The sequence below is a fragment of the Micromonospora sp. WMMD975 genome (genome assembly GCF_029581215.1).
GTDB lineage: Bacteria > Actinomycetota > Actinomycetes > Mycobacteriales > Micromonosporaceae > Micromonospora.
This window is the reverse complement of the sequence record NZ_CP120739.1, coordinates 288,531-312,977: the sequence shown is the minus strand read 5'-3', so window position 1 is coordinate 312,977 and position 24,447 is coordinate 288,531. Positions and strand designations below refer to the sequence as shown.

The window sequence follows — 24,447 nt, the reverse complement described above, 5'->3', positions numbered from 1 at the left end:
GGGCCCCCGCTTAACCAGCGGCGTTAAGCGGGGCCCCCGCCTAACACCCGGGCGAACAGCGCGCTCAACGCCTGCCGAACAGCGCGTCGATCTCGGTGCGGTGTGGGAGCGCCACGGACGCGCCGAGCTTGCGGACGCAGGCCGCCCCGGCCGCCGCCGCCCAGCGCACCGCCTCGGCCAGGTCCCGGCCCTCGCCCCAGGCCACGGCGAGCGCGGCGGTGAAGGCATCCCCGGCCGCGGTGGAGTCGACCACGTCCACCGGCACCGCCGGCACGTGCTGTGCCGCCCGGTCGCGGTCGACGTACCAGGCGCCGTCGCCGCCGAGCGTGAGCACCGCGCGGGGCACCAGGTCGAGCAGCGCCGCCGGTTCGTCCCGGCCACGACCGGTGAGCGCCTGCGCCTCCGGCTCGTTGACCACCAGCAGATCGGTCGCGGCGAGCAGCCCGTCCGGCAGCGGCCGGGCCGGCGCCGCGTTGAGCACCACCCGGGTGCCGGCGGACCGGGCCGCCAGCGCCGCCTCGGTCACCGTCTCGACCGGCACCTCCAGCTGCGCGACGAGCACGTCCGCCTCGCGTACGGCGGCCAGCTCGTCCTCGGTGAGCCCGAGGAACGCCTCGTTCGCGCCGGGGGTGACCAGGATCGCGTTCTCCCCCGCGCCGCCCACCATGACCAGGGCGACGCCGGACGGGCCGTACGCCACCCGAAGGTGCTCGGTGTCGACGCCGGCCGCGGTGATCCGGGCGCGGAGGGTGACACCGAACGAGTCCGAGCCGATCGCGCCGAGGAAGACGCAGGACGCGCCGGCGCGTACCGCGGCGACCGCCTGGTTGGCGCCCTTGCCGCCGGGCAGCATGACGAAGTCGCTGCCGAGCACCGTCTCGCCCGGCCGGGGCAGCGCGGCGGCGGTGCCGACCAGGTCCATGTTGGCGCTGCCGACCACGGCGATCCGGGTCTGCGGCATGACGCGGTCAGCCCGCCCGCGCGGTCCAGCGTTCGCCGGCCCGCGAGACGACGAGCGGCAGGCCGAACGTCTTCGACAGGTTGTCGGCGGTGAGCACGTCGGCGAGCAGGCCCTGCGCCACCACCCCGCCCTCGCGCAGCAGCAGCGCGTGGGTGAAGCCCGGCGGGATCTCCTCGACGTGGTGGGTGACGAGCACGATGGCCGGCGCGTCCGGGTCGTACGCCAGCTCGGCGAGCCGGGCGACCAGGTCCTCCCGACCGCCCAGGTCGAGCCCGGCGGCGGGTTCGTCGAGGAGCAGCAGCTCCGGGTCGGTCATCAGGGCGCGGGCGATCTGCACCCGCTTGCGCTCGCCCTCGGAAAGCGTGCCGTACGCCCGATCGGCGAGGTGGCCGACCCCGAACTGGCTCAGCAGCGCGGCGGCACGCACCTCGTCGGTGCGGTCGTAGCTCTCGCGGAAGCGGCCGACCACCGCCCAGGCGGCGGTCACCACCACGTCGACGACGCGCTCGTCGGCGGGGATCCGCGCGGCGAGGGTGGCGGTGGAGAGCCCGATCCGGGTACGCAGCTCGTTGACGTCGGTGCGGCCGATGCGCTCGCCGAGCACGTGCGCGACGCCGTCGCTCGGGTACAGCCGGCCGGCGGCCAGGTTGAGCAGGGTGCTCTTGCCGGCGCCGTTCGGGCCGAGCAGCACCCACCGTTCGTCCAGTTCGACCCGCCAGTCGACGTCGCGCACCAGCGCGGTGCCGGAGCGCCTGACGCCGACCCCGTCCAGGCTGACCACCAGATCCGCGTCCACGGTCGAGGGGGCGGGGGCCCCGGCGGCGCCGGGGATCAGGTCACCAGTCACCGCCCCATCCAACCACGCACCGGCCCGTCGCCCCCCACGGGCGGCGGCGCCGCCATAGGGTGGGGCGCCGTGTCGTTGGTCACCGCCGGAGGAAGGACGACTCATGCCCGACCCCTGCCGGGAGCAAGGCGGATGAGCGCGGTCATCGAGATCGCCGGTCTTCGCAAGACGTTCCAGACCCTGCGCCACGGTCGGCGGGTCGCCGTCGACGACTTCCACATGCTTGTCGAGGCCGGCCAGGTGCACGGGTTCCTGGGGCCGAACGGCTCCGGCAAGACGACCACGTTGCGTGCCCTGCTCGGGCTGGTCCGGCCGGACCACGGCTGGATGCACGTGCTGGGCGTCCGGTCGCCCGAGCAGCTGCCCGAGGTGGCCGGGCGGGTCGGCGCGATCGTGGAGAGCCCGCAGTTCTTCGGCAACTTCACCGGGCACCGGACGCTGCGGTTGCTGGCCCTGGCCGGCGGCGTGCCCACCAGCCGGGTGGACGAGGTGCTGGAGCGGGTCGGCCTGCGGGACCGGGGCGGGGAGCGGGTGAAGGGCTACTCGCTGGGCATGAAGCAGCGCCTGGCGGTCGCCTCGGCCCTGCTCAAGCGCCCGGAGCTGCTGATCCTGGACGAGCCGGCGAACGGGCTGGACCCGGCCGGCATCCGGGAGATGCGCGACCTGACCCGCTCGCTCGCCGAGGCCGGGGTGACCGTGCTGCTGTCCAGCCACATCCTCGCCGAGATCCAGCTCATCTGTGACCACGTGACGATCGTCAGCCGCGGGCGGCGGGTGGCGTACGGGCCGGTGCACGAGGTGCTGGCCGGCTTCGACGAGCACCAGTGGCAGGTGCGGGTGGCCGACCTCGACCAGGCCGCGGAGCTGCTGGGCCGGGCCGGGCTGTCGGTGACCGGCAACCCCGACCACCTGGTGGTGACCGGCGTGGTCGACCCCGAGGTGATCAGCCGCACGCTTGGTGAGCAGGGGCTGTGGGTGCGCGAGCTGGTGCCGCTGCGGCCCGATCTGGAGAGCGTCTTCCTGGAGCTGACCGGCGACCACGAGCACGTGGCGGTGCCGCGGCAGGTGGACGGCGCCCCGGCGTACGACGGTGTGATCGACCTGGACGCCCGGGACAGCCGGGAGGTGGACGCGTGAACCTGGTCCGTGCCGAGTTGGAGCGGCTCGTCGCCCGGCGCTTCGTGCAGCTCATGGTGGTGTTGCTGGCCGCCGCGTTCGCGGTGACGGTGGTGACCACGCTCGGCGGGTCGCACCGGCCGACGCCGGTGGAGCTGGGCCGGGCCAACGCGCAGGCCGCCGAGGAGGTGCGCCGGCTGGAGATGACGTTCGACCGCTGCCTGCGGATCAAGGCGGGCACGGTCGCCCCGGACGAGAACGACTACCTGCCGCGGGACTGCGCCCAGATCGACCCGGCCCAGTCCGACCGGTTGCCGACCGCGTCCGACTATCTCAGCGGCGTCTTCGTCTTCAGCAAGGAGGCCGAGCCGCTGCTCTACTTCCTGATCGCGTTCCTGGCGCTGTTCGGCTTCCTGGTCGGCGCGTCCTACATCGGGGCGGACCTGAACTCGGGCGGGGTGGTCAACCTGCTGCTGTGGCGGCCACGCCGCCGGACCGTGCTCGCCACGAAGCTCGGCACGCTGCTGGGCGGCGTGCTGGGGCTGTCCGTGCTGGCGTCGGTGGCCTACCTCGGGGCGTTCTGGCTGATCGGCCAGGCGTCCGGGCTGACCGGCCGGATGGGCGGCGAGTTCTGGGCGTCGCTCGGCGCGGTCTGGGCGCGCGGCATGGTGCTGGTGCTGCTGGCCGCGGCGCTCGGGTTCGCCATGGCCACGCTGGGTCGGCACACCTCGGCGGCGCTCGGCACGGTCGCGGCGTACGTGGTGGTGTGGGAGCTGGGCGCGCGACTGGTGTTCCAGATCCTCCAGGTCGGCCGCCCGGACCGGTTCATGCTCTCCAGCTATCTGGGCGCGTGGCTCGCCGGTGAGGCGCGGTTCTGGGACGGCAACGCGTGCCGCCCCGGGATCTCCGGCTTCTGCGACGGCTCGTACACGCTCGGCTGGCCGTCGGGTCTGGTGGTCCTGCTCGGTCTGACGGCCGCGCTGGTGGCCGCCGCGTTCGCGGTGTTCCGCCGCCGCGACCTGATCTGAGCGCGCCGACCCGCGCCACCGCCGGAGCGGCGGGCGTCGGCACCGCCGGAGCGGCGGGGCGTCGGCACCGCCGGAGCGGCGGCGGTCAGCCGACCGTCGAGCCGAACACCTCGTCGCGGACCGCGTCGAGCGCGGTACGCAACGCGCCGCGCAGGATCGGCTCCTCGGTCAGGCCCGTGGTCACCACCCGGGGCCGGACCAGCGTGATCGCGGCGACCTCGCGCTGCACCCGCTCGGCCAGCGCGGCCCCGCCCGCCCGACCGACCGCGCCGGCGAGCACCACGAGCGGCGGGTCGAGCACCACGCAGGTGCTGGCCACGCCGAGGGCCAGCCGGCGGGCCAACTCGTCGAGCACCGGCCCGCCGTCGGCGCCGGCGGCGATGGCGGCCCGCACGGCCTCGGCGGCCCGGGCCGCCGCGACGCCCTGCTCGGCCGCGTCGGCCGTGGCGAAGCCGTGCTCGGCGGCCACCGCGCGCACCGCGTCGGCGCCGGCGAGCTGCTGGAACGCCGGTTTGGCGCGCCGGGACACGTCGCGCGGGATGGGCACGCCGGGCACCGGCAGGTAGCCGATCTCGCCGGCCGCGCCGCTGCTGCCGTGGTGCAACCGGCCGCCCAGCATGATCGCCAGGCCGACGCCGGCGTCCACCCAGACCAGCACGAAGTCGGCGGTGCCCTGGGCCGCGCCCGACTGCGCCTCGGCCACCGCGGCCAGGTTCACGTCGTTCTCGAACAGCACCGGGGTGGCCAGGTCCTCGCGGAGCGCGGCGAGCAGGCCGCTGTGCCAGCGTGGCAGGTTGAACGCGAACGTGATGTCGCCGGTCTGCGGGTCGACCAGGCCGGGGGTGCCGAGCACGACGCGCCGGACCGCGGACAGCTCCGCGCCGGCGCTGCTGGCCGCCTGCACGACGGCGTTGTGCACCACGCCGACCGGGTCGTCGGTGTCCTTCGTGGACTGCTCCACCCGCCCGGCGACCACGCCGGTGATGTCCGCGCAGGCGGCCACCACCCGCTCCGCGCCGACGTCCACCCCGACGACGTACGCGCTGCCCGGACGCACCGCGTAGAGCTGGGCGTTCGGGCCCCGCCCGCCGGCCTGCTCGCCGACCCGGGCGACCAGACCCCGCTCCTCCAGCCGCTCGACGAGCTGGGACGCGGTGACCTTGGACAGCCCGGTCAGCTCGCCGATCCGGGCCCGGGTCAGCGGCCCGCGCTCGAGCAGCAACTCCAGCGCCGCGCGGTCGTTGAGCGCCCGCAACAGTCGGGGGGTGCCGGGCAGCCGGGTCGCACTCATGCCAACGTCCTCAATTTTCCGTAAGGTTCCGCACCAGGAAACGCCTGCCGAAGGGTGCCCGTTAGCGTATCGGCCACCGAGGTTCGACCGAGGTCGGACGATCCGGCAGGGAAAGGGGCACAAGTGGGGCTGGATCCAGGACTGCGCCGGCTGGCGCTCGGCACGTTGCTTGCCGCGTACCCCGGTCCGGTCCCGCCGGGCTGGGCGGTCGACCTGCTCGGCGACGGGCTCGCCGGGCACACCCTGTTCGGCACGAACGTCCACGATCCGGCCCAGCTGGCGGCGTCCACGGCGGCGCTGCGGGCCGGCCGCCCGGACGTGATCGTGGCGATCGACGAGGAGGGCGGGGACGTCACCCGGCTGGCGCATGCCACCGGCAGCCCGTACCCGGGCAACGCCGCGCTCGGCGCGGTCGACGACCCGGACCTCACCCGGGCGGTGTACGCGGCGATCGGCGCGGAGCTGGCGGCGCTCGGCGTCACCCTCGACCTGGCGCCCACCGTCGACGTGAACACCGCCGACGAGAACCCGGTGATCGGCACCCGCTCGTTCGGCGCGGACCCGGGGCGGGTGGCGGTCCACTCGGCCGCCGCGGTCACCGGCCTCCAGTCGACGGGCGTGGCCGCCTGCGCCAAGCACTTCCCCGGGCACGGCGCCACGGTCGCCGACTCGCACCACGAGCTGCCCACCGTCGACGTGTCGCCGGCCGTGCTGCGGCAGCGGGACCTGCCGCCGTTCGCCGCGGTGGTCGACGCCGGCGTCCGGGCGGTGATGACCGCGCACATCCGGGTGCCGGCGTTGACCGGCGACGGTCCGGCCACGTTCAGCCGCGCGGTCCTGCACGACCTGCTGCGCGTCGAGTTCGGCTTCACCGGCGCGGTGGTCACCGACGCGCTGGAGATGCAGGGCGCGGCGCTGGCCGCCGGCGGGGTGGGCCCGGCGGCGGTACGCGCGTTGGCCGCCGGCGCCGACCTGCTCTGCATCGGCGCCCGGGTCGACGCCGACCTGGTGGAGTTGGTCGCCGCCGAGATCGTCGCCGCGATCGGTGCCGGCCGGCTCGATCGCGCCCGGGTGGAGGAGGCCGCCGGCCGGAGCGCCACGTTTGCCGCGTGGACCGGACCGACCGGCGTACCGGCTCCGGTGGTCGACGGCCTCGGCTACGCCGCCGCGCTGCGGGCGGTCCGCGTCGAGGGCGACCTTTCCGGGCCGGGCATCCCGCTCGTGGTGCAGGTGCACGCCCCGTCGACGGTCGCCGAGGGGCGGGTGCCGTGGGGGTTGGGCCCGCACCTGGCGCCCGGGGTCGAGCAGGCCCGCGTGGTGGCCGGCGAGACCGATCCGGCGCAGGTGCGCCGGCTCGCCGGGGCGCGACCGGTGGTGCTTGTCGGGCGGCACCTGCACCGGCTGCCCGGGGCGCGTGAGCTGGTCGAGGCGCTGGCCGCCGTGCATCCGGTGACGGTGGTGGAGATGGGTTGGCCGGGCGGGTGGCGGCCGGCCGGGGCGCGGGCCTTCGTCGCCACCTTCGGCGCCAGCCACGCCAACGGTCGCGCGGCGGCGCAGGTGCTCGGCCTCACCGACTGATCCGTACGCTGCGTCACGACTGCACCATTCGAAGTATCCGCAGGTCAGTCTAGAAAACGACAGCCCCATCCCCCTTGCACAGCCTTCGGTCATGCACTTAGCGTTACCAGCGTTGGGGCCTGGAGGGAGCAGGCAGCGGACCGTGGATCCGGCCCGGGATCCACGGTCCGCGCCCGCGCCGCCGGTCAGTGCGGGGAGACGCCGAACGAGGTCCAGCCCCGGTCCGGGAATCCGGCCGCCTCGGCCACCCGGGCGGAGGCGTGGTTGCCGGCGTTGTGCACGTAGGTGGGGATCCGCCCCTCGTCCAGCACCCGCCGGGCCGCCTGCGCGACAAGCCGCCGGGCCAGTCCTCGTCCCCGCGCCGCCGGGACCGTGCCCACCGCCAACTCGTGCCCGTACGCGTCGTGCCGCTTGATCCCCACACCGGCGAGGTAGGCGCCGTCGGCGTCCCGGACCACGAGCACGTCGGCGTCGAACAGGTGCAGCCAGGGCGGGGCGCCGGGCACCGTCGGCGGCAGCCACTCCCCCACGTCCGGAAGCGGGGCCGGGCGGGTGCACCAGCGGAAGACACCGCAGTGCCAGGTGAGTTCCGGCGTGCCGACCGTCGCCGGCAGCGCGGGCAGCCACTCCCCGAGGGGCCGCCCGCGGACCAGCGCCCGGACCGCCTCGACACGCTGCGGGGGCACCGAGAGGACGGTGCTGTCACCCGCGGTCACGCCGACCGCCGGGCGCGGCCGACCGTCCCAGGCCGGGCGGGCGCGGCGGTAGGACCGGACCACGTGCAACCCCGGACCCGCCGGCCACTGCCCCAACCGGGTCGCCAGGTGCAGGGAGAGCCGCCGGTCGAGCACATGATCATCGTACGCCGATCCGACCGGCCCGGACCGCTCCCGGCCGTAAGAACCTGGCAATGGATCGCCGTCCCGCCCGTGGCTACGCTGGCCTCCCGGCACGGGTGGGAGGTGCGGTGTGGCGCAGCGGGTGCTGGTGGTCGACGACGACCGGACGGTCGCCGACGTGGTCTGCCGCTACCTGGAGCACGCCGGCTACGAGGTCGAGCACGTCGGCGACGGGGCCGCCGCCCTGGCCAGCGTGGCCCGCCACCCGCCGCACCTGGTGGTGCTGGACCTGATGCTGCCCGTGCTCGACGGGTTGGAGGTGTGTCGGCGGCTGCGGGAGCGGCCGGACGGCGTACCCATCGTGATGCTCACCGCGCGCGGCGACGAGGCCGACCGGGTCCTCGGCCTGCAACTGGGCGCGGACGACTACCTGAGCAAGCCGTTCTCCCCGCGGGAGCTGGTGCTGCGGGTCCGCTCGGTGCTGCGCCGGGCCGGCGGCGAGCCGGCCGGCGCCGCGCCGGAGCTGCTCGTCGACGGCGGCCTGGAGGTGGAGACCGGCCCCCGGGTGGCTCGCCTGCACGGCCGTGAGCTGACCCTGACGTTGCGCGAGTTCGACCTGCTGGCGCACCTGATGCGGCATCCGGCGCGGGCGCTGCGCCGGGCCGAGTTGCTGGAACGGGTCTGGGGCTGGAGCTTCGGCGACCAGTCGACGGTGACCGTGCACGTGCGCCGGCTGCGGGAGAAGATCGAGACCGATCCGGCCCGGCCCCGCCGCATCGTCACCGTCTGGGGCGTCGGCTACCGGTACGAGCCGGCCGATGCGTGACCTCCTGCTGATCTTCGGCGTGGCGCTGGCCGCCGCGCTCGCGGTCGGGATGGCCGGCGCGGTGGCGCTGCGGCTGCTGCGCGGCCGGTCGATCACCGTGCACATCTCGGTGCTGCTGGTGATGACCGTCGCCGCGGTGGCCGCCGGGGTGGCGGGCGTCGCCCAGGCGATGTTCCTCTCCCCGCACGACCTCCAGGTGGTGCTGATCACGGTCTCCGCCGCGGCCGTGGTGACCCTGGCGGTGGGCTGGTCGTTCGGCCGCCGGCTGGCCGCCGCCGCCGTCTGGGCCGACCAGGCGCGTGCCCGGGAGCGGCAGATCGAGAAGGGCCGCCGGGACCTGGTCGCCTGGGTCTCGCACGACCTGCGCACCCCGCTCGCCGGGCTGCGGGCGATGGCCGAGGCGCTTGAGGACGGGGTGGTCCACCACCCGGTGACGGTGGCCGAGTACCACCGCCGGATCCGGGTGGAGACCGACCGGATGACGAGGCTCGTCGACGACCTGTTCGAGCTGTCCCGGATCAACGCCGGCGCGCTGCGGCTGACGCTGTCCACGGTGGCGCTCGGCGACGTGGTCTCGGACGCGCTGGCCGGCGCGGCGCCGCTGGCCGCCGCCCGCCGGATCCGGCTGGTCGCGCCCGAGGCGGGCTGGCCGTCGGTGCTCGCCAGCGAGCGGGAACTGGCCCGGGTGGTGGGCAACCTGCTGCTCAACGCGATCCGGTACACGCCCGTGGACGGGACGGTGCGGGTGGACGCCGGGCGGGAGGTGGACACCGCCTGGCTGGCCGTGGCGGACACCTGCGGTGGCATCCCGGAGGACGACCTGCCGCGGGTCTTCGACGTGGCGTTCCGGGGCGAGCCGGCCCGCACGCCGGCGGCGGTCGAGCCGGGTGGCTCGGGCGGGCTCGGGCTGGCGATCGTGCGCGGGCTGGTTGAAGCGCACGGCGGGCGGGTAGAGGTGCGGAACGTCAGCGACGGATGCCGGTTCGTGGTCCGCCTGCCGATCGCCGCGATCTGACCCACCACCGGGGAACCGAACACATCGATCCTCCGTCATATTCATTTCCATACATGGACAAGTTTCTCTGGGACGGTAGTGGTCATGCCTCAGAAGCCGAATGACCGATTCCAGCAGGACCCGGAGCGGAGCTGGCCGGCCGCCGCCTCCGCCGGCCGCTTCCCGGTCCAGGCGCAGTACCGCGAGGCCCGCCATCGACGACTCTCCTGGGCCGAACTGAACGCGCAGCCCGCCGAGACGTCCGCCTGGCGCGGCCTCACCACCGGATGACACAGATATCGTTTCGCCATGACAGGCGCCTCCAATGCCTCTGACGACACGCGGAGGGCGACACACGCCGGTGGCGGGCGTACGGGGCCTTCGCACAGGTGTGCGGTAGCGTCTTGTGGTCCGATTCCGGCCTACGACAGGAGAAGCTCCGCGCATGGGCAAGAAGACGATCCACGTCTCCGACTTCACCGGCCAGGCGCTGTCCCCCGACGACGAGGTGGTCCGGGTCGTCGTGCTGGAGCACCCGGACCTGGTCGCCGGGCCCGTGCAGCTGGACGCCACCCCGGTCGAGGTGGAGAGCATCGACGACGCGGCGCTGGACGTCGCCGTGGTGGAGATCCACGATCGGCACGGCTTCGGTGAGCCGCGCCGGGTGGTGCTGACCGCGAGCGAGTTCGACGCGATGGCCACCGACGTGCCGATGGCGCAGCTGCTGCGTACCGCCGAGCGGGTCAAGCCGCCGAAGGCCCGCCGCGCCGCCGAGAAGATCGACTACGGCACGGTCGAGCACGCCGGCCGACCGCACCGGGGCCGGGTCACCGAGGAGGAGGCCCGACTGGTCCGGGACCGCCTCGACGAGGTCAACAAGCGCTTGGCCGACGCCGGCATCCGGCAGGTCGACCCGGCCGACCCGGAGCACGCCGCCCGCTACGGCTTCCCGACCGCCGGCTGACGACGCCCGCATGCCGGGCACGCGCCCCCGTGACGTGTGCCCGGCCCCGTTTTTCAGGCCCGCTTGCGGTTCAGCTCGGCCAGCGCGCCCTCCACCGCGGACTCCAGCGCCTCCTTCGTCAGGCCGAGCCCGCCGAGCACGCCGTCGCCGCCCTCCTCCTCCAGCAGGGCGAGCAGGATGTGCTCCGTACCGATGTAGTTGTGGCCCATCCGCAGCGCCTCCCGGAACGTCAGCTCCAGGACCTTCTTGGCCCGCGCGTCGTAGGGGATCAGCTCCGGGACCGCCTCGGCCTTCGCCGGCAACGTCGCGGTGACGGCCTCCCGCAGCATTTCCAGGGGTACGCCCTTGGCCACGATCAACGCCGCCGCCAGCCCGTCCGGCTCGGCGAGCAGCCCCAGCGCGACGTGCCCGGGGGTGATCTCGGCGTTGCCGGCCGCCCGCGCCTCCTCCTGCGAGGCGACCACGACGTTGCGGGCGCGCGTGGTGAACCGGCCGAACCCGGCGTTCGGGTCGAGCGCGGCGGCGGTCTCCGCCTTGGCGGCGGAGCGTTTCTGGGCGGCCTGCTTGCTGACCCCCATGCTGCGGCCGATCTCCGTCCACGAGGCGCCGGAGCGACGGGCCTGGTCGACGAAGTGGCCGATCAGGTGGTCGGCGATGTCGCCCAGGTGGTCCGCGACGAGGACCGCGTCGGCGAGCTGGTCGAGCGCGTCCGTGCGCCCCTTCTTGATGCCCTCGATCAACTCGTCGAGGCGCACCGGTTGGCTCATCTTGAGCGGCTCAATCTCAGTCATGCGTCAACCTTAGGTTGACGACTCCTCTTCGTCAACCCCAGGTTGACGACCGGGCCCGGGCTCCGGCGGTAGACCCACGTCGGCCGGGTAGCGGTCGAACCGACGTAGGCCCAGCTTGCGCACCGCCACCGGCCACGGCGTCTCGGTCGCCAGCACCGCGAGATGCTCGAAGTTGGACAGGTACGACTCACCGCGCGCCGCGCGCTCGGCGAGGATGTACGGCTCCAGCACGGCCCACGCCTCCCGCGCGCGGAATCCGCCCGTGCCGAGCAGCAGGGCCGGCTCGACCACCTGGAAGGCGAGCATCTGGCCCAACCCGTTGTAGTAGAGCGCGATCCGGTTCACGTGCTTGCGGGCGTCGGCGGGCAGCTCACTCACCGGCATACCGGGAGGACAGGCGGTCCTCAGCTCGGTGAGCAGATACTGCTGGCTGTCCAGGAACGCGTCACTCATCCGGTCGCGGGTGAGCAACTCGATCGCGACCAGGGTGTGGTTCGCGCCCTGCGACAGCCGCAACTGCCGGAGCGCGAAGAACGCCGACACACCGACGGTGATCACCGAGACTGCGGCCACGACCGCGTTGGTCACGATCGCCACATCCATGGCCATCATCGTAGGAAGGACGCGCCAGCCCGGCCGCCGATGCGGGCGGCCGGGCTGGCGACGGTACGGGCTACGACGCGCGGCGGGTCAGCCGCGTACCCACTGCTGGTTGCTGCCGCCGTTGCAGGTCCAGAGCTGGACCGCGGTGCCGTTGGCGGTGGCCGCGCCGTTGACGTCCAGGCAGAGCCCCGAGCCGACGCCGACGATGGTGCCGTCGGCGTTGAGCCGCCACTGCTGGTTGCTGCCGCCGTTGCAGCTCATGATCCGCGCGCGGCTGCCGGACGCGGTGCCCGGCACGTCGAGGCACTTGTTGCCGTAGACGGTGAGCTGGTTGTTCGTGCCGGCCGTCCACTGCTGGTTGGGTCCGCCGTTGCAGTCCCAGATCTGCACGACCGCGCCGTCGGCCTGGCTGACGCCGTTGACGTCGAGGCAGCGGTTGGCGCTCGCGCTGCGCACCTCTCCGGTCGGGCTGCTGGAGCCGTCGCCCGGCGTGATCGAGAGGTTGTCGAACTGGGCGGTGACACCCTGCCCGGTGCCGTACCCGATCTGGCCGGCGACCCAGGTGGCGTCCGACACCGTGCCGACGGTGGTGCCGTCGACGGCCGCGGTGAGGGTGCTGCCGTTGACCTTCAACGAGAGGTTGTGCCAGCGTCCGGTGCCGAGCGCCGACGTGTTGCCGCTGGCGAGCGTGCGCCAGTTGCCGCTGGTGTTGTTGCTCCGGATGGACCAGGCGCCACCGTCGGTGACCCGGAAGTAGTAGCCGTTCAGGTTCTGCGGCCCCTGGTGGTTGTAGGTGTTGCCGCGCCCGATCAACTGGACGTAGCCGGACTTCTCCAGCAGCACGTCCGAGGAGACGGTGTAGTTGCGCCAGGTCAGGTCACCGAGCAGGGTGAACGGCTCGGCCTTGCCGGAGGTCCAGTAGATCGGCGCCTGGTCGGACATCTGGCGGACGCACTGCCCGGTCCGGCCGCCACCGCACCCGGCGATCTCGAACGAACCCTGCTGGTCCATCAGGTACTTGGCCTCGCGGCCGGTGGCGTAGCTGTCGAAGTCGTCGCTGTACGGCAGCTTCAGGTTGCCCTGGGCCGGGCTGACCGCCGTGCCCTTACCCTGCCCGGTGGTGGTGGTGATGCTGTAGACGTAGCCGGGTTGGACGGTGAGCGAGAAGCGACCGCCGTTCGGCGTGATGTCGCTGCCCCGGACGAAGTGGTCGGCGCTGTTGTTCGACCTGACGTTCGTCGCCCAGACGCGCACGGTGCCGGTGGACAGCCCGCCGGTGACGGTGAAGTCGAGCTGCTGGGCCGAGCCGGCGTCCTGCGTCTCGATGATGGTGCTGTAGTCGCTGTTGTTGGTCGACTTCAGCGACACGTAGCTGCCGTTGTTGCGGTTGCCGCCGATGTAACCGCTCGACGAGTCGAGGTAGCGCCAGCCGGCCGCGGTGAACTGGGTGGTGTGCGCCATCACCCAGGTGCTCTTGCCGATCGAGTAGTTGCCGGACCACGGCTGCTGGGCCACCGCCACCCCGGTGGTCGCCCAGGGGATGTTGGGGGTGATGGCGGCGATCGCCGGCCAGTTGATGTAGCCGGTCATCTTGCCGTCGATGTAGCCGCGGTTGATGCCCCGGGCGAGGGCCGGCGCGCCGGCGTTGTAGTCGTCGGAGCCGTTCTCGCTGGCCCACAACGGCTTGCCGGTCGAGATCGCGTTGGCGGAACTGGGGCAGCTGCTCTGGGCGCCTCGATAGCCGCAGACGTAGTGGCTGCCGAAGACCTGCACCGCGGCAGCGAACGCCGGGTCACGCAGGGAGTCGTCGGCGGCGCCCCACCCCCAGTCGTCCGAGGCGACGATCTTCACGTTGCCGTAGCCGCGTGAGTTGAGCGTGGACCGCAGGTTCTTGTACCAGGTGGTGTTGTAGCCCTTCTCGTTCCACCCGCCCAGGTAGTTGATGGTCAGCCCGTGCGTCGCCGCGCAGTCCAGCCAGCCCACCAGGTAGTTGATCGAGTCGGTGGACCAGAAGTTGCCGTTGCCGATCCAGCCCGGGGCGCCCCAGGCCAGGCCGGCCAGCGCGATGTTGGGGTTGCGTGCCCGGGCCTGCTCCATCAGCCACCACTCGTAGCCCCGGTTGCAGTTCACGCTGCCCCGGGTGTGCTCGTGGCTGGGTTCCGCGCCGGAGGTGGAGTTGGTGTCGCCACCGATCTCCGCCTTGAGCAGTTGCATCGCCGCGCCGTAGCCCGGCTTGAACAGGTAGTCGAGGATGTCGCTGCGCTGCGGCTCCGGGTAGTCGATGAGAAGTCTGCTGTTTCCGCCTCCGCCGCTCACCGCGCCGACCCCGTCGAACGCGCGTCCGCCGGATCCGCCGTTGATGGTGATGGCGGTCGCCGCCTGGGCCGGGGAGGCGGACGCGGTCAGTACGGCACTCGCTGCCAGGACCGATGCTGCCACAGCCGACATCACCGCCCGCCACGACCGTCGTGGACGACTTACTGTACCGAACATCGATCCGCCTCCCGATCACAGTCAATCGATTTACATCGATATCTAAGACATCACATGTTAACGTTCACACAACATGCCCGTCAACGGACCCACCGCTGGCTGGCCGCGCCGGTGCAGTCCTGGATCTGGGTTCGCGTGCCATTGGCCGTACCGTTGCCGGCCACGTCCAGGCACCGTCCCGAACCGACCCCGGTGATCGTGCCGTCGGCGTTGAGCCGCCACTTCTGGTTGGACTGCCCGTTGCAGTCCCAGATGATCACCGGGCTGCCGTTGGCGGTGGCGGCGCCGCTGACGTCGAGACACTTGCCGCCGAAGACCCGCAACTCCTGCGCCGAGGTCGCGGTCCAGCTCTGGTTGCTCTGGCCGTGGCAGTCCCAGATGATCGCCGCGGCGCCGTTGGTCTGCGAGGCACCGTTGACGTCCAGGCACCGGCCGGCGGAAACGTTGCGAACGGCCGAGGTGCCGCCCGGCGGCGGGGTGGTCGGGCCGGCGGTCGGGCTGGCGGTCGGCGTCGGCCCACTGCCGTCGAACTGGGTGAAGAACCGCCACACCTCGGTCTTGGTCCAGGTCCGGACGCCGCTGTCGCCGCCGCCGTCGACCGGGCCCGGGGTGTGACCACCGTCGAACGCGGCCCAGACCACCGGATAGCCGGAACGGCAACCGGAGTACGTCGTGGTGACGTGGGTCAGACTGCCGGCCCTCGGCTCGGGCGGGTTCTGCGCGGCGCACCCGTTGGCGCGCACGAACGTGTCCCGCAGGGACCGGCCGGCGGAGATGTTGAGCACCGGGTCCCCGATGCCGTGGATCCCCATGTAGGCGATCGGTTGCGTACCGCCGGAGCACCCGCTGAGCTGCCCGCCGGAGTAGACCGCGACGGCGCGGAAGACATTCGCCCGGGCGCAGGCCAGGGCGTAGCTCATGCCGCCGCCGTAGCTGAAGCCGAGCGCGAACCGCTGCGTCGTGTCGACGCACAGGTCCGCCTCGATCAGCCTGATCATGTCGTCGACGAAGGTGGTGTCCTGACCGCCGGGGTTGGCCCAGCCGTTGCCGTTGCCCTGGGGCGCGACGAAGATCGTGCTGTTGTTCGCCTGCTGCCGCAGCCCGTAGTAGGACCATGCCTCCCGGTCCGCGCCGCCGGAGTCGACGTCGTTCGCGGTGCCGCCGTTCCAGTGGAATCCGAAGATCAGCCGGTAGGCGTGGTTCCGGTCGTAGTTGTCGGGGATCCGGAGGATGAAGCTGCGGTTCTGCCCGCTGCTCTGGATCGACCGTTGGCCGCTCGTCAGCGTGGGCGCCTTGCCACACCCGGCGGTCGCCGCGGCCGCGTCGACAGTCGCGGCCGACGCGGTCCCGCCCGCCCCGCCGGCCACTGTCGCTCCGGCCACCGCCGCGACCAGGATCGCGACGGCCGCGACGGGCCCGAAGATGGATCTGCGTATTGCCATGTTGCGGCTCCTTCGCCATCGGGGAAAGGACCGGCTCGGGTACGGGGAGCTGCGACACGCACCACTCCTGGGTGCGTACGCCGGACCCGGCACGGTCGACTCAGTTGCCCGGACTCCGCCGCTGGCCCGCCTGCCCGGGCAGGACCAGCCGGGCCCCGGTGGCGTCGGCGAGGACCGCCTCCGCGGCACGATCCGAACCGACCGCTGCCCCGCTGGAACGCCCGCAGCGCGACGTCGAACCGATTCGGCCGAACCCTAGGACGGGCAGTGAAATATGTCAATGCCATGTCCGGCAGGTTGCGACCCGCCTCCGTCGCACCCCGACCGCCGCCGAGCGGTCCAGGTGATCACGCAGGTAGGCTCGTCCTGCCGCAGCCCGCGCCGCTCCAAGGGGAAGCCACCAGGTGAGCACCCACTCGACATTGTTGTTCGTGCTCGCCGCCGTCGCGGTGATCGTCGCCGTCCGGTGGGTGGCGGGCCGGACCGGCCTGCCGGCGGCGGCGCTCCTGCCACTCATCGGCATCGCGTACGCGCTGCTCCCCGGCCCCAACATCGGCCTCGATCCCGACCTCGTGCTCATGGTCGTGCTGCCGCCGTTGCTCTACAGCGCCGCGCTCGACTCCTCGCTGCTGGACATCCGCCGGAACCTCCGCATCGTGGTCAGCCTCTCCGTGGTGCTGGTGCTCCTCACCGGCCTGGTCGTCGGCGTCGGGTTCCACCTGTTCGTCGCCGGGGCGACGCTGGCCGCCGGGGTCGCGGTCGGCGCCGCCGTCGCCCCGCCCGACCCGGTGGCCGCCCTGGCCGTGGGTCGCCGGGTCAACCTGCCGCCGAAGATGGTGACGATCATCCAGGGCGAGGGGCTGCTGAACGACGCCACCGCCCTGACGATGCTCAGCGTCGCGGTGGCCGCCGCCGTGGGCGGGCAGTTCTCCTTCCACGCCGCCGTCGGGCAGTTCGTGCTGGCCGCGGCCGGTGGGGTCGCGGTCGGGGCGGCCGTCGCCTGGGCGAAGCGGCTGGCGCGACCGCTCACCGCCGATCCGCTGCTGTCGAACGCGATCTCGCTCGCGACACCGTTCGTGGCCTATCTGCTGGGCGAGGAACTGGGCGTCTCCGGAGTGCTCGCCGTGGTGGTCGCCGGGCTGATCGTCGGCCACCAGACACCCCAGTTCGGGTCCGGGGCCGCCCGGCTCCAGACCAACGCGGTGTGGCGGCTCGTCGACTTCCTCCTCGAAGGCTTCGTCTTCCTGCTGATCGGTCAGCAGCTACCCGAGGTCGTTCGGGGCCTGCGCCACTACGACACGTCGACGATCCTCACCGCCGTCGCGGTGTCGGTCGGCGTGGTGCTGCTCCTGCGTCCCACCTGGCTGGTGCTGACCCAGTCGCTCCCCCGGTCGCTGCACACCCGGCTGGGTGGCGTGTCCGAGCAGGACGACACCGGCGACACCGGCGAGCCCGGAAGCGCCCGGCAGGTCGCCCGCGCCGACCGCAACGACCGGCGGCTGACCTCCCGCGAGGTGGTGGCGCTGAGCTGGTCGGGCACGCGCGGCGTCATCAGCCTGGCCGCGATCTTCACGCTGCCCCTCACCACCGACGACGGCTCGCCCTTCCCCGACCGTGACCTCCTGCTGTTCTGCACCTTCATGGTGGTGCTCGTGACGCTTGTCGGGCAGGGCATGACGTTCGCGCCGCTCGTGCGGATGCTCGGCCTGCGCGCCAACGCCGCCGACCAGGCCCGGGTACGCAACGAGGCCCGCTCGGCGGCGGTCGAGGCCGCCCTGGCCCGCCTCGACGAGGTGGCCGCCGACGAGCCGGACAGCGTGGTAGCGGTCAACACCATCCGTACCCAGCTGCTGGCCCGACTGGCGCGCTACCGCGGCCGGCTCGACCTGCTCCAGCAGAGTGGATCGGCCGAGATGCCCACGTCCCCCGAGTACGAGACGGCGCTGCGGGTCCGCCGGACGACGATCGACGCCCAGCGCGAGGAGTTGGTGCGCTGGCGGGACTCCGGCCGGCTGCCGGACGAGGAGCTGCGCGTGCTGGAACGCGAACTCGATCACGAGGAGCTGTTGCTCCCGAAGCGGCGCGGCTGACCCGTTCCGGGTGCCCGGAGCCCGTCGACCAGGATGGCGAGCAGCCGTGACCCGCGGGCGTCGAGTTCGGCGTCGTCCAGGCGCGACAGCCAGCTGATGAGCACGATGACGTCGGGGGCCTCGGCGTCGGCGCGGATGGTCCCGGCCGCGCGGCCGGCGGCGAGCAGCAGCTCGACCGCATCGCCGATCGGCCCGAGGCTGTGCGCGGCCAGGTCGCGCCACGTGGCCGCCTCCACGGCGGCGAACACGTCGCGCTTGACCCGGGCGTAGGCGGCCACCCGGTCGAACCAGGCCGCGAGCGCGTCGAGCGGCGGGTGTCGCGCCAGCAGCCGCGGGGCGGCGGCGACCAGCTCGTCGACCTCCTGCCGGTAGACCTCGACCAGCAGGTCCTCACGGGTCGGGAAGTGCCGGTACAGCGTGCCCTGCCCGATGCCGCACGCCTTGGCGACCGCGTTGAGCTTCAGCTCGCCGGGCTCGCGCACCAACTTCCGGGCCGCCGTCACGATGCGGTCCCGGTTGAGCTGCGCGTCGGCCCGGCGCGGAACGCCGCTCCGAGCGGAAGCGGACACGTGTCCGCTAGGCTTGTCGGGGTAACCGGACATGTGTCCACCCTAACCGAGGAGCACGCCATGACCATTCCCGGCAAGGTCGTCGCCATCACCGGCGCCAGCAGCGGCATCGGCGAGGCGACCGCCCGCCACCTCGCCGCACTCGGCGCGACGGTCGTGCTGGGCGCCCGCCGCACCGAGCGGCTGGACCGCCTGGTCGACGAGATCACCACCGCCGGCGGCACCGCCGCTGCGGTCCGCGTCGACGTCACCGAACCCGACGACCTCGCGTCGCTCGTCGACACCGCCGTCGCGGGTTACGGCCGTCTCGACGTCCTGGTCGGCAACGCCGGAATCGCCCGACTCGGCCCGGTGGCCGACCTCGACGTCGCGGGCTGGTCCGAGATGATCGACGTGAACGTCAGGGGCGTCCTGCACGGCATCGCCGCTGCCCTGCCGACGTTCCGCCGGCAGGGCAGCGGACACCTGGTCACCGTCGTGTCGACCTCCGGGCTCAAGATCACACCCACCCAGGCGGTGTACGCCGGGACGAAGAACGCGGTCCGCACCCTGCTCGAGGCGCTGCGGCAGGAGAGCACCGACGGCGTCCTCCGCACCACGTCGATCTCCCCCGGTTACGTGCGTACCGAGCTGATCGACAACGCCGCGGCCGACCCGGTGGCGCGCGAGCAGGCCCGGCGACACATGGCCGACCTCGGCATCGACCCGACGGCGGTCGCCCGGGCGATCGCCTTCGCGATCGACCAACCGGACGACGTCGAGATCGGCGACCTGACCATCCGGCCCACCCGCCAGGGATAACCCGATCGCCTGCTGTTTCAACCAATCGGTTTACACGATGGGTGAACGGGTGTAGGTTCGTTTCAACCAGACGGTTTCAAGACTGGGGAGGCGCCGATGCAGGCGGACACGCTGTCGCGGGTCTTCGCGGCACTTGCCGACCCGACCAGGCGCGACATCGTGGCACGACTCACCGCGGGCGACGCGACAGCGAACCAGCTCGCCGAGCCGTACCCGATGACACTCCAGGCGGTCTACAAGCACCTCAGGGTGCTGGAGGAGGCCGGGGTGGTGAGCCGACCGGCGGGGCCGCAGCCCCGGTCGGTGCGGCTGGAAGCGGAGGTCTTCGACCTGATGGACAAGTGGATCGAGCGCTACCGCCGCCAGGCGGAGGAGCGCTACCGCCGGCTGGACGCCGTGCTGGCGGAGATGGACCAGGACCAGACCGACCAGACCGAGAGGGGAAGCGCGGCATGAGCGCCATCGCCGGAACCACCATCGAGGCCGACCCGAAGGTGCCGATCATCCGGATGTCCCGGGAGTTCACGGCCACGCCGGAGCAGCTGTTCCGCGCACACACCGATCCACTGCTGTTCGCGCGCTGGGTCGGCCCCGACGGGATGGACACCACCATCGAGGAGTGGGACGCCCGCTCCGGCGGCGCCTGGCGCTACGTCTCCGTCCGCGACGGGCAGCGGTACGCGTTCCGCGGCTGCTTCCACGACGTACGCCCGGACCGGATCGTCCAGACGTTCACCTTCGACGGACAACCCGGCGGCGTGGCGCTGGAGACGCTGTGGTTCGAGCCCCTCGACGACGGGCGCACACTCCTGCGCGCGCAGTCCCTGGTGGACAGCTTCGAGGCCCGCGACGCCTGGCTCGCCAGCGGCATGGAGGTCGGGGTCGACGAGGGCTACGCCAAGATCGACGGGATGCTCGCCGATGGCACTCTCTGACCGGCCCGCCGAGCGACACCGACAGATCAGCCACGGCTTCACCGACCGGGTCCGGGGCACCCGGTCGTGGGACGCGCCCGCGCCGGTCGCCGGCTGGACCGCCCGCGACGTGGTACGCCACCTGGTCGAATGGCTGCCGCCGTTCCTGGCCGCCGGCGCCGGCATCCAACTCCCCGCCGGGCCGTCGGTCGACGACGATCCGGTCGGCGCGTGGCAGACCCACACCGACGCCGTGCAGTCCCTGCTCGACGACCCGGCCACGGCCGACCGCCGCCTGTCGAACCCGCACCTCGGCGAACTGCCGCTGGACCGTGCGATCGACCAGTTTTACACCACCGACGTGTTCATGCACACCTGGGACCTGGCCCGCGCCACCGGTCAGGACGACCGCCTCGACCAGGACTTCTGTGCGCAACTGCTGGCGGGGATGGAGCCGATGGAGGAGATCATCCGCTCGTCCGGGCAGTATGGCCCGCGCGTGCCGGTGAAGGACGACAGCGACCCGCAGACCAGGATGCTGGGCTTCATCGGCCGCGACCCGGAGTGGACCGCCTGACCCTCTCCGCTCCCCCGCAAGTTCCTCGATCACGAAGGGGTGCTACGCCTGGACCGCCGACCGTCGGGTGCTCCGACGGCCGCTCACAAAAGGCGGTGCCGGCGGGCGTAGGCCGGGAACTCCGCGCCGGGCTGGGGCCGGGAGCGGGTGATGTCCAGGTACCTTCTGGTCTCGGTTTCTCCGGACTTACTTCAGGGTCTTGGGCGTGTCCCTGAATGATGAAGAACCCCAGGTCGGCGTTGGTCGTCTTGCCCAGGACCTCCTGCAACGCCGTGCGGCATGGCTCAAATGGCCACCGATGCTCCCCACGTTCGAGCCTGCCGATGTAGCGGGCGTCCACGGCGCTGCGGCATCCCGTGTGAGCGTGGGCGTAGGCGTTGACCGCGTCGGCCAGCTCCTGCCAGGACATCGGCCGCCCCGACCCCGACGGAGACCGCAGCGCCAGCCGCGCTGCGCGAAGCAAGTGGTTAGGCCCCGGTTGATAGGCCACGAAGTTTTCTCCCGGTTCAATTCGTCTGCCGCCTAGATGGCATCCCGCGGGAGGTGGTACGCGGTGACGCGGACGAGGGCCTCTCGGGTGGTGCGGCAGTAGCGGGTCTCGCGGGGTGGTGAAGGTGCGGTGCTCGAAGTAGCGGTTGCCGGCAGAGGCGGGCAGCCGACGGACCGGGCGCCACCGGTCTTCCTTCGATAAGGGGCTATGCGCCAAGGGCGAGCCCGTAGGGTCGATCGCGTGGCCGAGACGCAGACCGAACCTGACATCTCCTACATCGCCAGCGTGACGCGGGTCCGTGCGGCGGCCGGCGTGATCCTCCGCGACCAAGCCGGTCGGGTGCTGGTGGTCCACCCGACGTACAAAGACGTATGGGAAGTTCCCGGCGGAACGGTGGAGCCGGACGAGTCTCCGGCGGAGCCTGCACGCGCGAGATCCGGGAAGAGTTGGGCCTCTCGGTGCCTGTAGGAGCGCTGCTGTGCGTCGACTGGGTGCCGGCGAGGCCGCCATGGGACGGCGGGCTCATGTTCGTGTTCGACGGCGGGGTGGTGACAGCGGACCAGATTGCAATGATGCGGCTGTGTCCGGATGAGCTCGACCGGTTCGAGTTCGTCGAGCCGGAGCGCTTGGGCGAGGTGCTGATCCCTAGATTGGCTCGGCGGGTTGTCGCGGCGCTCGCCGCGATCGGGCGTGGCGGTGTCTACCTTGAGGATGGAGTCGCGACCTCAAATAGATAGCCGGGCTGAGCGTGTGGACGACGCGGTGTGCGTAGCAGGTCAGGCGCGGCGGAGCTATCGGTTGCCGACGAGGTCAGGATGGCCTCGACGGCGTCGATGGTCGCGGTGGCCTGCCGCACGACCTCTCCGCCGAGGACGGCATCGCGGAGGACTTCGTGCTCGCTCAGCAAGCCCTGTCGTCAGAACTCCTCGCGGGTCATGTCGGCGCCGAGGGCGGTGAACCGGCTGGTCAGGTCCGCGTGGCCTCGGTCGATCATGGTGCCGTTGCCGATGACGGTTTCGCCATCGGCGACAAGTCCGGCCAGTATGAGCCCGATGCCGGTCCGCAGGTCTCGGGCGATGACCTCGGCGCCGCGCAGTGGCTTGCCACCGTGTACCACGGCCTTCTCGCCGTCGACGGTGAGGTCCGCGCCGAGCTTGGCCCGACCCGGACCTCTACCAGCCCGGCCTCGCAAATGGTGGTGTTGAGTGCGGCGCTCGCATCGTGGATCAAGGTGGCGATCTCGTCCAGGGTGGCGGGCTGGCCATAGTCGGGCTCGGTGGAGAGCCGGTTCGTCGCGCCCAGGTAGATGGTGCCGTCGCCGCGCGGGACCATGTGGCTGCCGCAGGCAAAGCCCCGGTTCGGGGTTCGCACGGCAGCGGGCAACGAGAACGGGACGCGGGCAAGCAGCGACACGCCTCGCCCGGACCGCAGCGGAGGGGCGTCGACCTGCTCGGAAAGCGCAGGGGCGAGCAGACCCGTCGTCCCGGCACCGGCAGCGAGGACCAGATGAGCGGCCAGGACAGTGCTGCCGTCAGCCCCGGCGACGACCAGATGCTCGCCGCGCTCCTTGACGGTGGTGTTGAGCCACCGGCAGCGGGGATTGGCCTTCAGCACCGTGGCCAGCGCCTCGACCAGGCCCACCAATGTGTCGATCCACAAGACAACCGTGGCGATGGAACTCGGCGACGTGCAACGCGCCATCGCCATCGGCGCGCCCCTCGATACCGGTTCGATGCCCATCGAGCGGCAGGTCCGCCACGCCATCGAGACCGCACGAGCGCTCGCCCGCTGGAACCGCATCGACGACGCACTCGGCGCACTCTTGGAAGCCGAGGTCATCGGCCCTGACCAGGTGCGCTATCACCGGCTCTCCCGCGACCTCGTCCGGGACATCCTCACCCGCCCCAGACCGCCCCGACTCGCCGTGGAACTCAGCGAACGGATGGGCGTCCGGTCGGGAGAACCCCGCTGGTAGCCGTGGTCAGATCAGCCGGCTCGTGTAGCCGGCCGCCACCAAGCGTTCGAAGGCAGCCCATACCTCGTCCGGCATTTCCTGCGGGATCGCGAAACCGCGCTCGGCGTACACCTCGATCCGCTGCGTGTCCCCGACCAGCATGTTCACCACTCGCCGCGGGTCACCGATGCTGCGGACGTAGCCGTCCAGTTCCAACGGATTCGACGCGCACACCACGTCGACCTCCGGCCACATCAGCTTGCAGGTGGCATATGCCCGACGCTGCTGGTACGGCCGCGACATGATCAGCACCGACCGAACCGTGATCTGCCGCTCGGCGAGGAGCGCACGCGAGAACTCCAGATTCTCAGCGGTGTTCGTCGCCCGCGGCTCCACGAGAATCGACTCCGCCGGCACGCCCTGCTCGACCGCGTACTCGCGGTAGTGCACCGCCTCGCCGCGCGGGAACCGCTCCACCGTCGTCGGCGCGTTGGCACCGGTGAACACGATCCACGGGAACAGGCCCTGGTGGAACAGCCGCGTCGCGATCACCGCGATACCGAGGTCATGGCTGCCCAGCCCGATCCCCACGTCACACGGTCGCAACTCGTGATGCATGTCGTGGTAGCGCCACAGCGTCTCCACGTCCGCCCGAATCTCCTCGGGGATCGACTCCGCCGGCGCTGCCGTATGCCGGTGCATCAACGCCTACCAGGCAGGACCGTCACCGGGTCCCCTCGTCGGACCTTCCGAGTGCCGCCAAGCCCGCCCTTGCCACCTCCAACGGAACCACCGCAGCTACCGGCTCGTCCCGCTCGCTCAGGTAGACGACCTGGCCCTCCCGCACGCTCCGCAGCAGTTCCGGCAGTACCGCCGACACCGCGAGGTCGTCAGAGGTGGCATAGGCCCGGTCCGCGCTGGGTTCCCTCATGCCGTCAGCCTAGGGGCAACAAGGCAGCAGGGCGGAGCCGACTCCACGCGAACGCCCGGCCCCACCCGCATCTTCGAACCATGATCAGCGCCGATCCAACCGGAACCACGTCCGGTTAGGCCGCCATGGGCATCACGTCTACCGTGACCGAAACGGTCCAACGGCTCCCGAGCACCCACCGGCTGTCTGCGTACACGAAAAAGGCCCCGACCCGGCGTCAACCACCGGGTCAGAGCCTTACTTGTTGTGCGCCGCCAGGGACTCGAACCCCGAACCCGCGGATTAAGAGTCCGCTGCTCTGCCAGTTGAGCTAGCGGCGCTCATCGGCAACGGGACGAGACGTTAGCA

25 protein-coding genes, 1 tRNA gene and 2 pseudogenes are annotated in these 24,447 nt (G+C 72.2%); 14 read left to right on the top strand and 14 right to left on the bottom strand.

What is annotated here, in order from left to right:
• Positions 1–64 precede the first annotated feature (64 nt).
• Together O7613_RS01465 and O7613_RS01460 are read right to left on the bottom strand one after the other, a co-directional pair.
• Positions 65–961 (bottom strand): ribokinase, encoded by an 897-nt coding sequence (locus O7613_RS01465; protein WP_282291607.1) that lies wholly within the window; start codon positions 959–961, stop codon positions 65–67.
• Between the two features lie 7 nt (positions 962–968).
• Complete coding sequence (locus O7613_RS01460) at positions 969–1,913, bottom strand: ABC transporter ATP-binding protein (RefSeq protein ID WP_282291605.1); 945 nt, start codon at positions 1,911–1,913, stop codon at positions 969–971.
• Between the two features lie 27 nt (positions 1,914–1,940).
• Here O7613_RS01460 and O7613_RS01455 point away from each other — a divergent pair, with 27 nt between their 5' ends.
• Positions 1,941–2,945 (top strand): ATP-binding cassette domain-containing protein, encoded by a 1,005-nt coding sequence (locus tag O7613_RS01455; protein WP_282291603.1) that lies wholly within the window; start codon positions 1,941–1,943, stop codon positions 2,943–2,945.
• Positions 2,942–3,952: an ABC transporter permease subunit gene (locus O7613_RS01450; RefSeq protein WP_281584585.1), complete on the top strand. Its 1,011-nt coding sequence runs from the start codon at positions 2,942–2,944 to the stop codon at positions 3,950–3,952. Before O7613_RS01455 ends, O7613_RS01450 begins: the two co-directional genes overlap by 4 nt.
• An 85-nt stretch (positions 3,953–4,037) precedes the next feature.
• Here the strand turns inward: O7613_RS01450 and O7613_RS01445 are convergent, their stop codons facing one another.
• Complete coding sequence (locus O7613_RS01445; RefSeq protein WP_281584586.1) at positions 4,038–5,243, bottom strand: ROK family transcriptional regulator; 1,206 nt, start codon at positions 5,241–5,243, stop codon at positions 4,038–4,040.
• A gap of 123 nt (positions 5,244–5,366) precedes the next feature.
• On the opposite strand from O7613_RS01445, the gene O7613_RS01440 reads away from it, so the two are divergent.
• A complete protein-coding gene (locus O7613_RS01440; protein ID WP_282291601.1) occupies positions 5,367–6,821 on the top strand; it encodes a glycoside hydrolase family 3 N-terminal domain-containing protein in 1,455 nt (484 codons plus the stop codon).
• 185 nt (positions 6,822–7,006) lie between these two features.
• Here the strand turns inward: O7613_RS01440 and O7613_RS01435 are convergent, their stop codons facing one another.
• A complete protein-coding gene (locus O7613_RS01435; protein WP_281584588.1) occupies positions 7,007–7,672 on the bottom strand; it encodes a GNAT family N-acetyltransferase in 666 nt (221 codons plus the stop codon).
• Between the two features lie 118 nt (positions 7,673–7,790).
• Here O7613_RS01435 and O7613_RS01430 point away from each other — a divergent pair, with 118 nt between their 5' ends.
• From O7613_RS01430 to O7613_RS01415, 4 genes are all read left to right on the top strand, one after another.
• The gene (locus tag O7613_RS01430; RefSeq protein WP_281584589.1) at positions 7,791–8,486 is read left to right on the top strand and encodes a response regulator transcription factor; all 696 of its coding nucleotides are present in this window, start codon (positions 7,791–7,793) and stop codon (positions 8,484–8,486) included.
• On the top strand, positions 8,479–9,501 hold the full coding sequence (locus O7613_RS01425; RefSeq protein ID WP_281584590.1) for a HAMP domain-containing sensor histidine kinase: 1,023 nt from the start codon (positions 8,479–8,481) through the stop codon (positions 9,499–9,501). The genes O7613_RS01430 and O7613_RS01425 overlap by 8 nt, the downstream gene beginning before the upstream one ends.
• Positions 9,502–9,585: 84 nt before the next feature.
• Positions 9,586–9,771, top strand: coding sequence for a DNA repair protein (locus O7613_RS01420; protein WP_281584591.1), 186 nt, complete (start codon positions 9,586–9,588; stop codon positions 9,769–9,771).
• A gap of 154 nt (positions 9,772–9,925) precedes the next feature.
• Positions 9,926–10,444 carry a hypothetical protein gene (locus O7613_RS01415; RefSeq protein ID WP_282291598.1) on the top strand — a complete coding sequence of 173 codons (519 nt, stop codon included), beginning with the start codon at positions 9,926–9,928 and terminating at the stop codon, positions 10,442–10,444.
• Between the two features lie 53 nt (positions 10,445–10,497).
• Here O7613_RS01415 and O7613_RS01410 read toward each other — a convergent pair whose 3' ends face one another.
• The 4 genes from O7613_RS01410 to O7613_RS01395 form a co-directional block, all read right to left on the bottom strand.
• Positions 10,498–11,235 carry a Clp protease N-terminal domain-containing protein gene (locus tag O7613_RS01410; RefSeq protein ID WP_282291596.1) on the bottom strand — a complete coding sequence of 246 codons (738 nt, stop codon included), beginning with the start codon at positions 11,233–11,235 and terminating at the stop codon, positions 10,498–10,500.
• Between the two features lie 9 nt (positions 11,236–11,244).
• The gene (locus O7613_RS01405) at positions 11,245–11,838 is read right to left on the bottom strand and encodes a hypothetical protein (RefSeq protein WP_282291595.1); all 594 of its coding nucleotides are present in this window, start codon (positions 11,836–11,838) and stop codon (positions 11,245–11,247) included.
• 87 nt (positions 11,839–11,925) lie between these two features.
• Positions 11,926–14,286 carry a ricin-type beta-trefoil lectin domain protein gene (locus O7613_RS01400; protein ID WP_281584596.1) on the bottom strand — a complete coding sequence of 787 codons (2,361 nt, stop codon included), beginning with the start codon at positions 14,284–14,286 and terminating at the stop codon, positions 11,926–11,928.
• Between the two features lie 125 nt (positions 14,287–14,411).
• Positions 14,412–15,773, bottom strand: coding sequence for a ricin-type beta-trefoil lectin domain protein (locus O7613_RS01395; protein WP_282291593.1), 1,362 nt, complete (start codon positions 15,771–15,773; stop codon positions 14,412–14,414).
• 404 nt (positions 15,774–16,177) lie between these two features.
• Here O7613_RS01395 and O7613_RS01390 point away from each other — a divergent pair, with 404 nt between their 5' ends.
• Positions 16,178–17,863 (top strand): cation:proton antiporter, encoded by a 1,686-nt coding sequence (locus O7613_RS01390; protein ID WP_282291591.1) that lies wholly within the window; start codon positions 16,178–16,180, stop codon positions 17,861–17,863.
• Here O7613_RS01390 and O7613_RS01385 read toward each other — a convergent pair.
• Entirely contained in the window at positions 17,827–18,432 is a 606-nt protein-coding gene (locus O7613_RS01385; protein WP_282291589.1) for a TetR/AcrR family transcriptional regulator, read from the bottom strand. The genes O7613_RS01390 and O7613_RS01385 overlap by 37 nt on opposite strands.
• A gap of 60 nt (positions 18,433–18,492) precedes the next feature.
• On the opposite strand from O7613_RS01385, the gene O7613_RS01380 reads away from it, so the two are divergent.
• From O7613_RS01380 to O7613_RS01360, 5 genes are all read left to right on the top strand, one after another.
• Complete coding sequence (locus O7613_RS01380; RefSeq protein ID WP_282291587.1) at positions 18,493–19,233, top strand: SDR family oxidoreductase; 741 nt, start codon at positions 18,493–18,495, stop codon at positions 19,231–19,233.
• A 96-nt stretch (positions 19,234–19,329) separates the two neighbouring features.
• A complete protein-coding gene (locus tag O7613_RS01375) occupies positions 19,330–19,689 on the top strand; it encodes a metalloregulator ArsR/SmtB family transcription factor (RefSeq protein WP_281584601.1) in 360 nt (119 codons plus the stop codon).
• A complete protein-coding gene (locus O7613_RS01370; protein WP_282291584.1) occupies positions 19,686–20,168 on the top strand; it encodes an SRPBCC family protein in 483 nt (160 codons plus the stop codon). The genes O7613_RS01375 and O7613_RS01370 overlap by 4 nt, the downstream gene beginning before the upstream one ends.
• Positions 20,155–20,724: a TIGR03086 family metal-binding protein gene (locus O7613_RS01365; protein WP_282291582.1), complete on the top strand. Its 570-nt coding sequence runs from the start codon at positions 20,155–20,157 to the stop codon at positions 20,722–20,724. Before O7613_RS01370 ends, O7613_RS01365 begins: the two co-directional genes overlap by 14 nt.
• A 1,014-nt stretch (positions 20,725–21,738) precedes the next feature.
• Positions 21,739–21,951: a hypothetical protein gene (locus tag O7613_RS01360; protein WP_282291581.1), complete on the top strand. Its 213-nt coding sequence runs from the start codon at positions 21,739–21,741 to the stop codon at positions 21,949–21,951.
• Between the two features lie 179 nt (positions 21,952–22,130).
• Here the strand turns inward: O7613_RS01360 and O7613_RS01355 are convergent, their stop codons facing one another.
• Together O7613_RS01355 and O7613_RS01350 are read right to left on the bottom strand one after the other, a co-directional pair.
• Positions 22,131–22,331: a hypothetical protein gene (locus O7613_RS01355; RefSeq protein ID WP_282291580.1), complete on the bottom strand. Its 201-nt coding sequence runs from the start codon at positions 22,329–22,331 to the stop codon at positions 22,131–22,133.
• A gap of 53 nt (positions 22,332–22,384) precedes the next feature.
• Positions 22,385–22,915, bottom strand: a pseudogene (locus O7613_RS01350) (FAD-dependent oxidoreductase); the annotation flags it as partial.
• Between O7613_RS01350 and O7613_RS01345 the strand changes: the two are divergent.
• Positions 22,851–23,189 (top strand): annotated as a pseudogene (locus tag O7613_RS01345) (XRE family transcriptional regulator); the annotation flags it as partial. The pseudogenes O7613_RS01350 and O7613_RS01345 overlap by 65 nt on opposite strands.
• A 6-nt stretch (positions 23,190–23,195) precedes the next feature.
• Here the strand turns inward: O7613_RS01345 and O7613_RS01340 are convergent.
• The 3 genes from O7613_RS01340 to O7613_RS01330 all read right to left on the bottom strand — a co-directional run bounded on the left by O7613_RS01340 (position 23,196) and on the right by O7613_RS01330 (position 24,419).
• Positions 23,196–23,870, bottom strand: coding sequence for a YdcF family protein (locus tag O7613_RS01340; protein ID WP_282291579.1), 675 nt, complete (start codon positions 23,868–23,870; stop codon positions 23,196–23,198).
• A 22-nt stretch (positions 23,871–23,892) separates the two neighbouring features.
• The gene (locus O7613_RS01335; protein ID WP_282291577.1) at positions 23,893–24,099 is read right to left on the bottom strand and encodes a hypothetical protein; all 207 of its coding nucleotides are present in this window, start codon (positions 24,097–24,099) and stop codon (positions 23,893–23,895) included.
• A 247-nt stretch (positions 24,100–24,346) separates the two neighbouring features.
• Positions 24,347–24,419, bottom strand: a tRNA-Lys gene (locus O7613_RS01330).
• Positions 24,420–24,447 lie beyond the last annotated feature (28 nt).

Excerpts from the sequence above, each read along its gene's own strand:
- O7613_RS01465 (WP_282291607.1), bottom strand. The coding sequence starts at position 961 with ATGCCGCAGACCCGGATCGCCGTGGTCGGCAGCGCCAACATGGACCTG.
- O7613_RS01460 (WP_282291605.1), bottom strand. The coding sequence starts at position 1,913 with ATGAGTCGTCCTTCCTCCGGCGGTGACCAACGACACGGCGCCCCACCC.
- O7613_RS01455 (WP_282291603.1), top strand. The coding sequence starts at position 1,941 with ATGAGCGCGGTCATCGAGATCGCCGGTCTTCGCAAGACGTTCCAGACC.
- O7613_RS01445 (WP_281584586.1), bottom strand. The coding sequence starts at position 5,243 with ATGAGTGCGACCCGGCTGCCCGGCACCCCCCGACTGTTGCGGGCGCTC.
- O7613_RS01425 (WP_281584590.1), top strand. The coding sequence starts at position 8,479 with ATGCGTGACCTCCTGCTGATCTTCGGCGTGGCGCTGGCCGCCGCGCTC.
- O7613_RS01420 (WP_281584591.1), top strand. The coding sequence starts at position 9,586 with ATGCCTCAGAAGCCGAATGACCGATTCCAGCAGGACCCGGAGCGGAGC.
- O7613_RS01415 (WP_282291598.1), top strand. The coding sequence starts at position 9,926 with ATGGGCAAGAAGACGATCCACGTCTCCGACTTCACCGGCCAGGCGCTG.
- O7613_RS01410 (WP_282291596.1), bottom strand. The coding sequence starts at position 11,235 with ATGACTGAGATTGAGCCGCTCAAGATGAGCCAACCGGTGCGCCTCGAC.
- O7613_RS01405 (WP_282291595.1), bottom strand. The coding sequence starts at position 11,838 with ATGGATGTGGCGATCGTGACCAACGCGGTCGTGGCCGCAGTCTCGGTG.
- O7613_RS01400 (WP_281584596.1), bottom strand. The coding sequence starts at position 14,286 with ATGTCGGCTGTGGCAGCATCGGTCCTGGCAGCGAGTGCCGTACTGACC.
- O7613_RS01395 (WP_282291593.1), bottom strand. The coding sequence starts at position 15,773 with ATGGCAATACGCAGATCCATCTTCGGGCCCGTCGCGGCCGTCGCGATC.
- O7613_RS01380 (WP_282291587.1), top strand. The coding sequence starts at position 18,493 with ATGACCATTCCCGGCAAGGTCGTCGCCATCACCGGCGCCAGCAGCGGC.
- O7613_RS01375 (WP_281584601.1), top strand. The coding sequence starts at position 19,330 with ATGCAGGCGGACACGCTGTCGCGGGTCTTCGCGGCACTTGCCGACCCG.
- O7613_RS01370 (WP_282291584.1), top strand. The coding sequence starts at position 19,686 with ATGAGCGCCATCGCCGGAACCACCATCGAGGCCGACCCGAAGGTGCCG.
- O7613_RS01365 (WP_282291582.1), top strand. The coding sequence starts at position 20,155 with ATGGCACTCTCTGACCGGCCCGCCGAGCGACACCGACAGATCAGCCAC.
- O7613_RS01360 (WP_282291581.1), top strand. The coding sequence starts at position 21,739 with ATGTTCGTGTTCGACGGCGGGGTGGTGACAGCGGACCAGATTGCAATG.
- O7613_RS01340 (WP_282291579.1), bottom strand. The coding sequence starts at position 23,870 with ATGCACCGGCATACGGCAGCGCCGGCGGAGTCGATCCCCGAGGAGATT.
- O7613_RS01335 (WP_282291577.1), bottom strand. The coding sequence starts at position 24,099 with ATGAGGGAACCCAGCGCGGACCGGGCCTATGCCACCTCTGACGACCTC.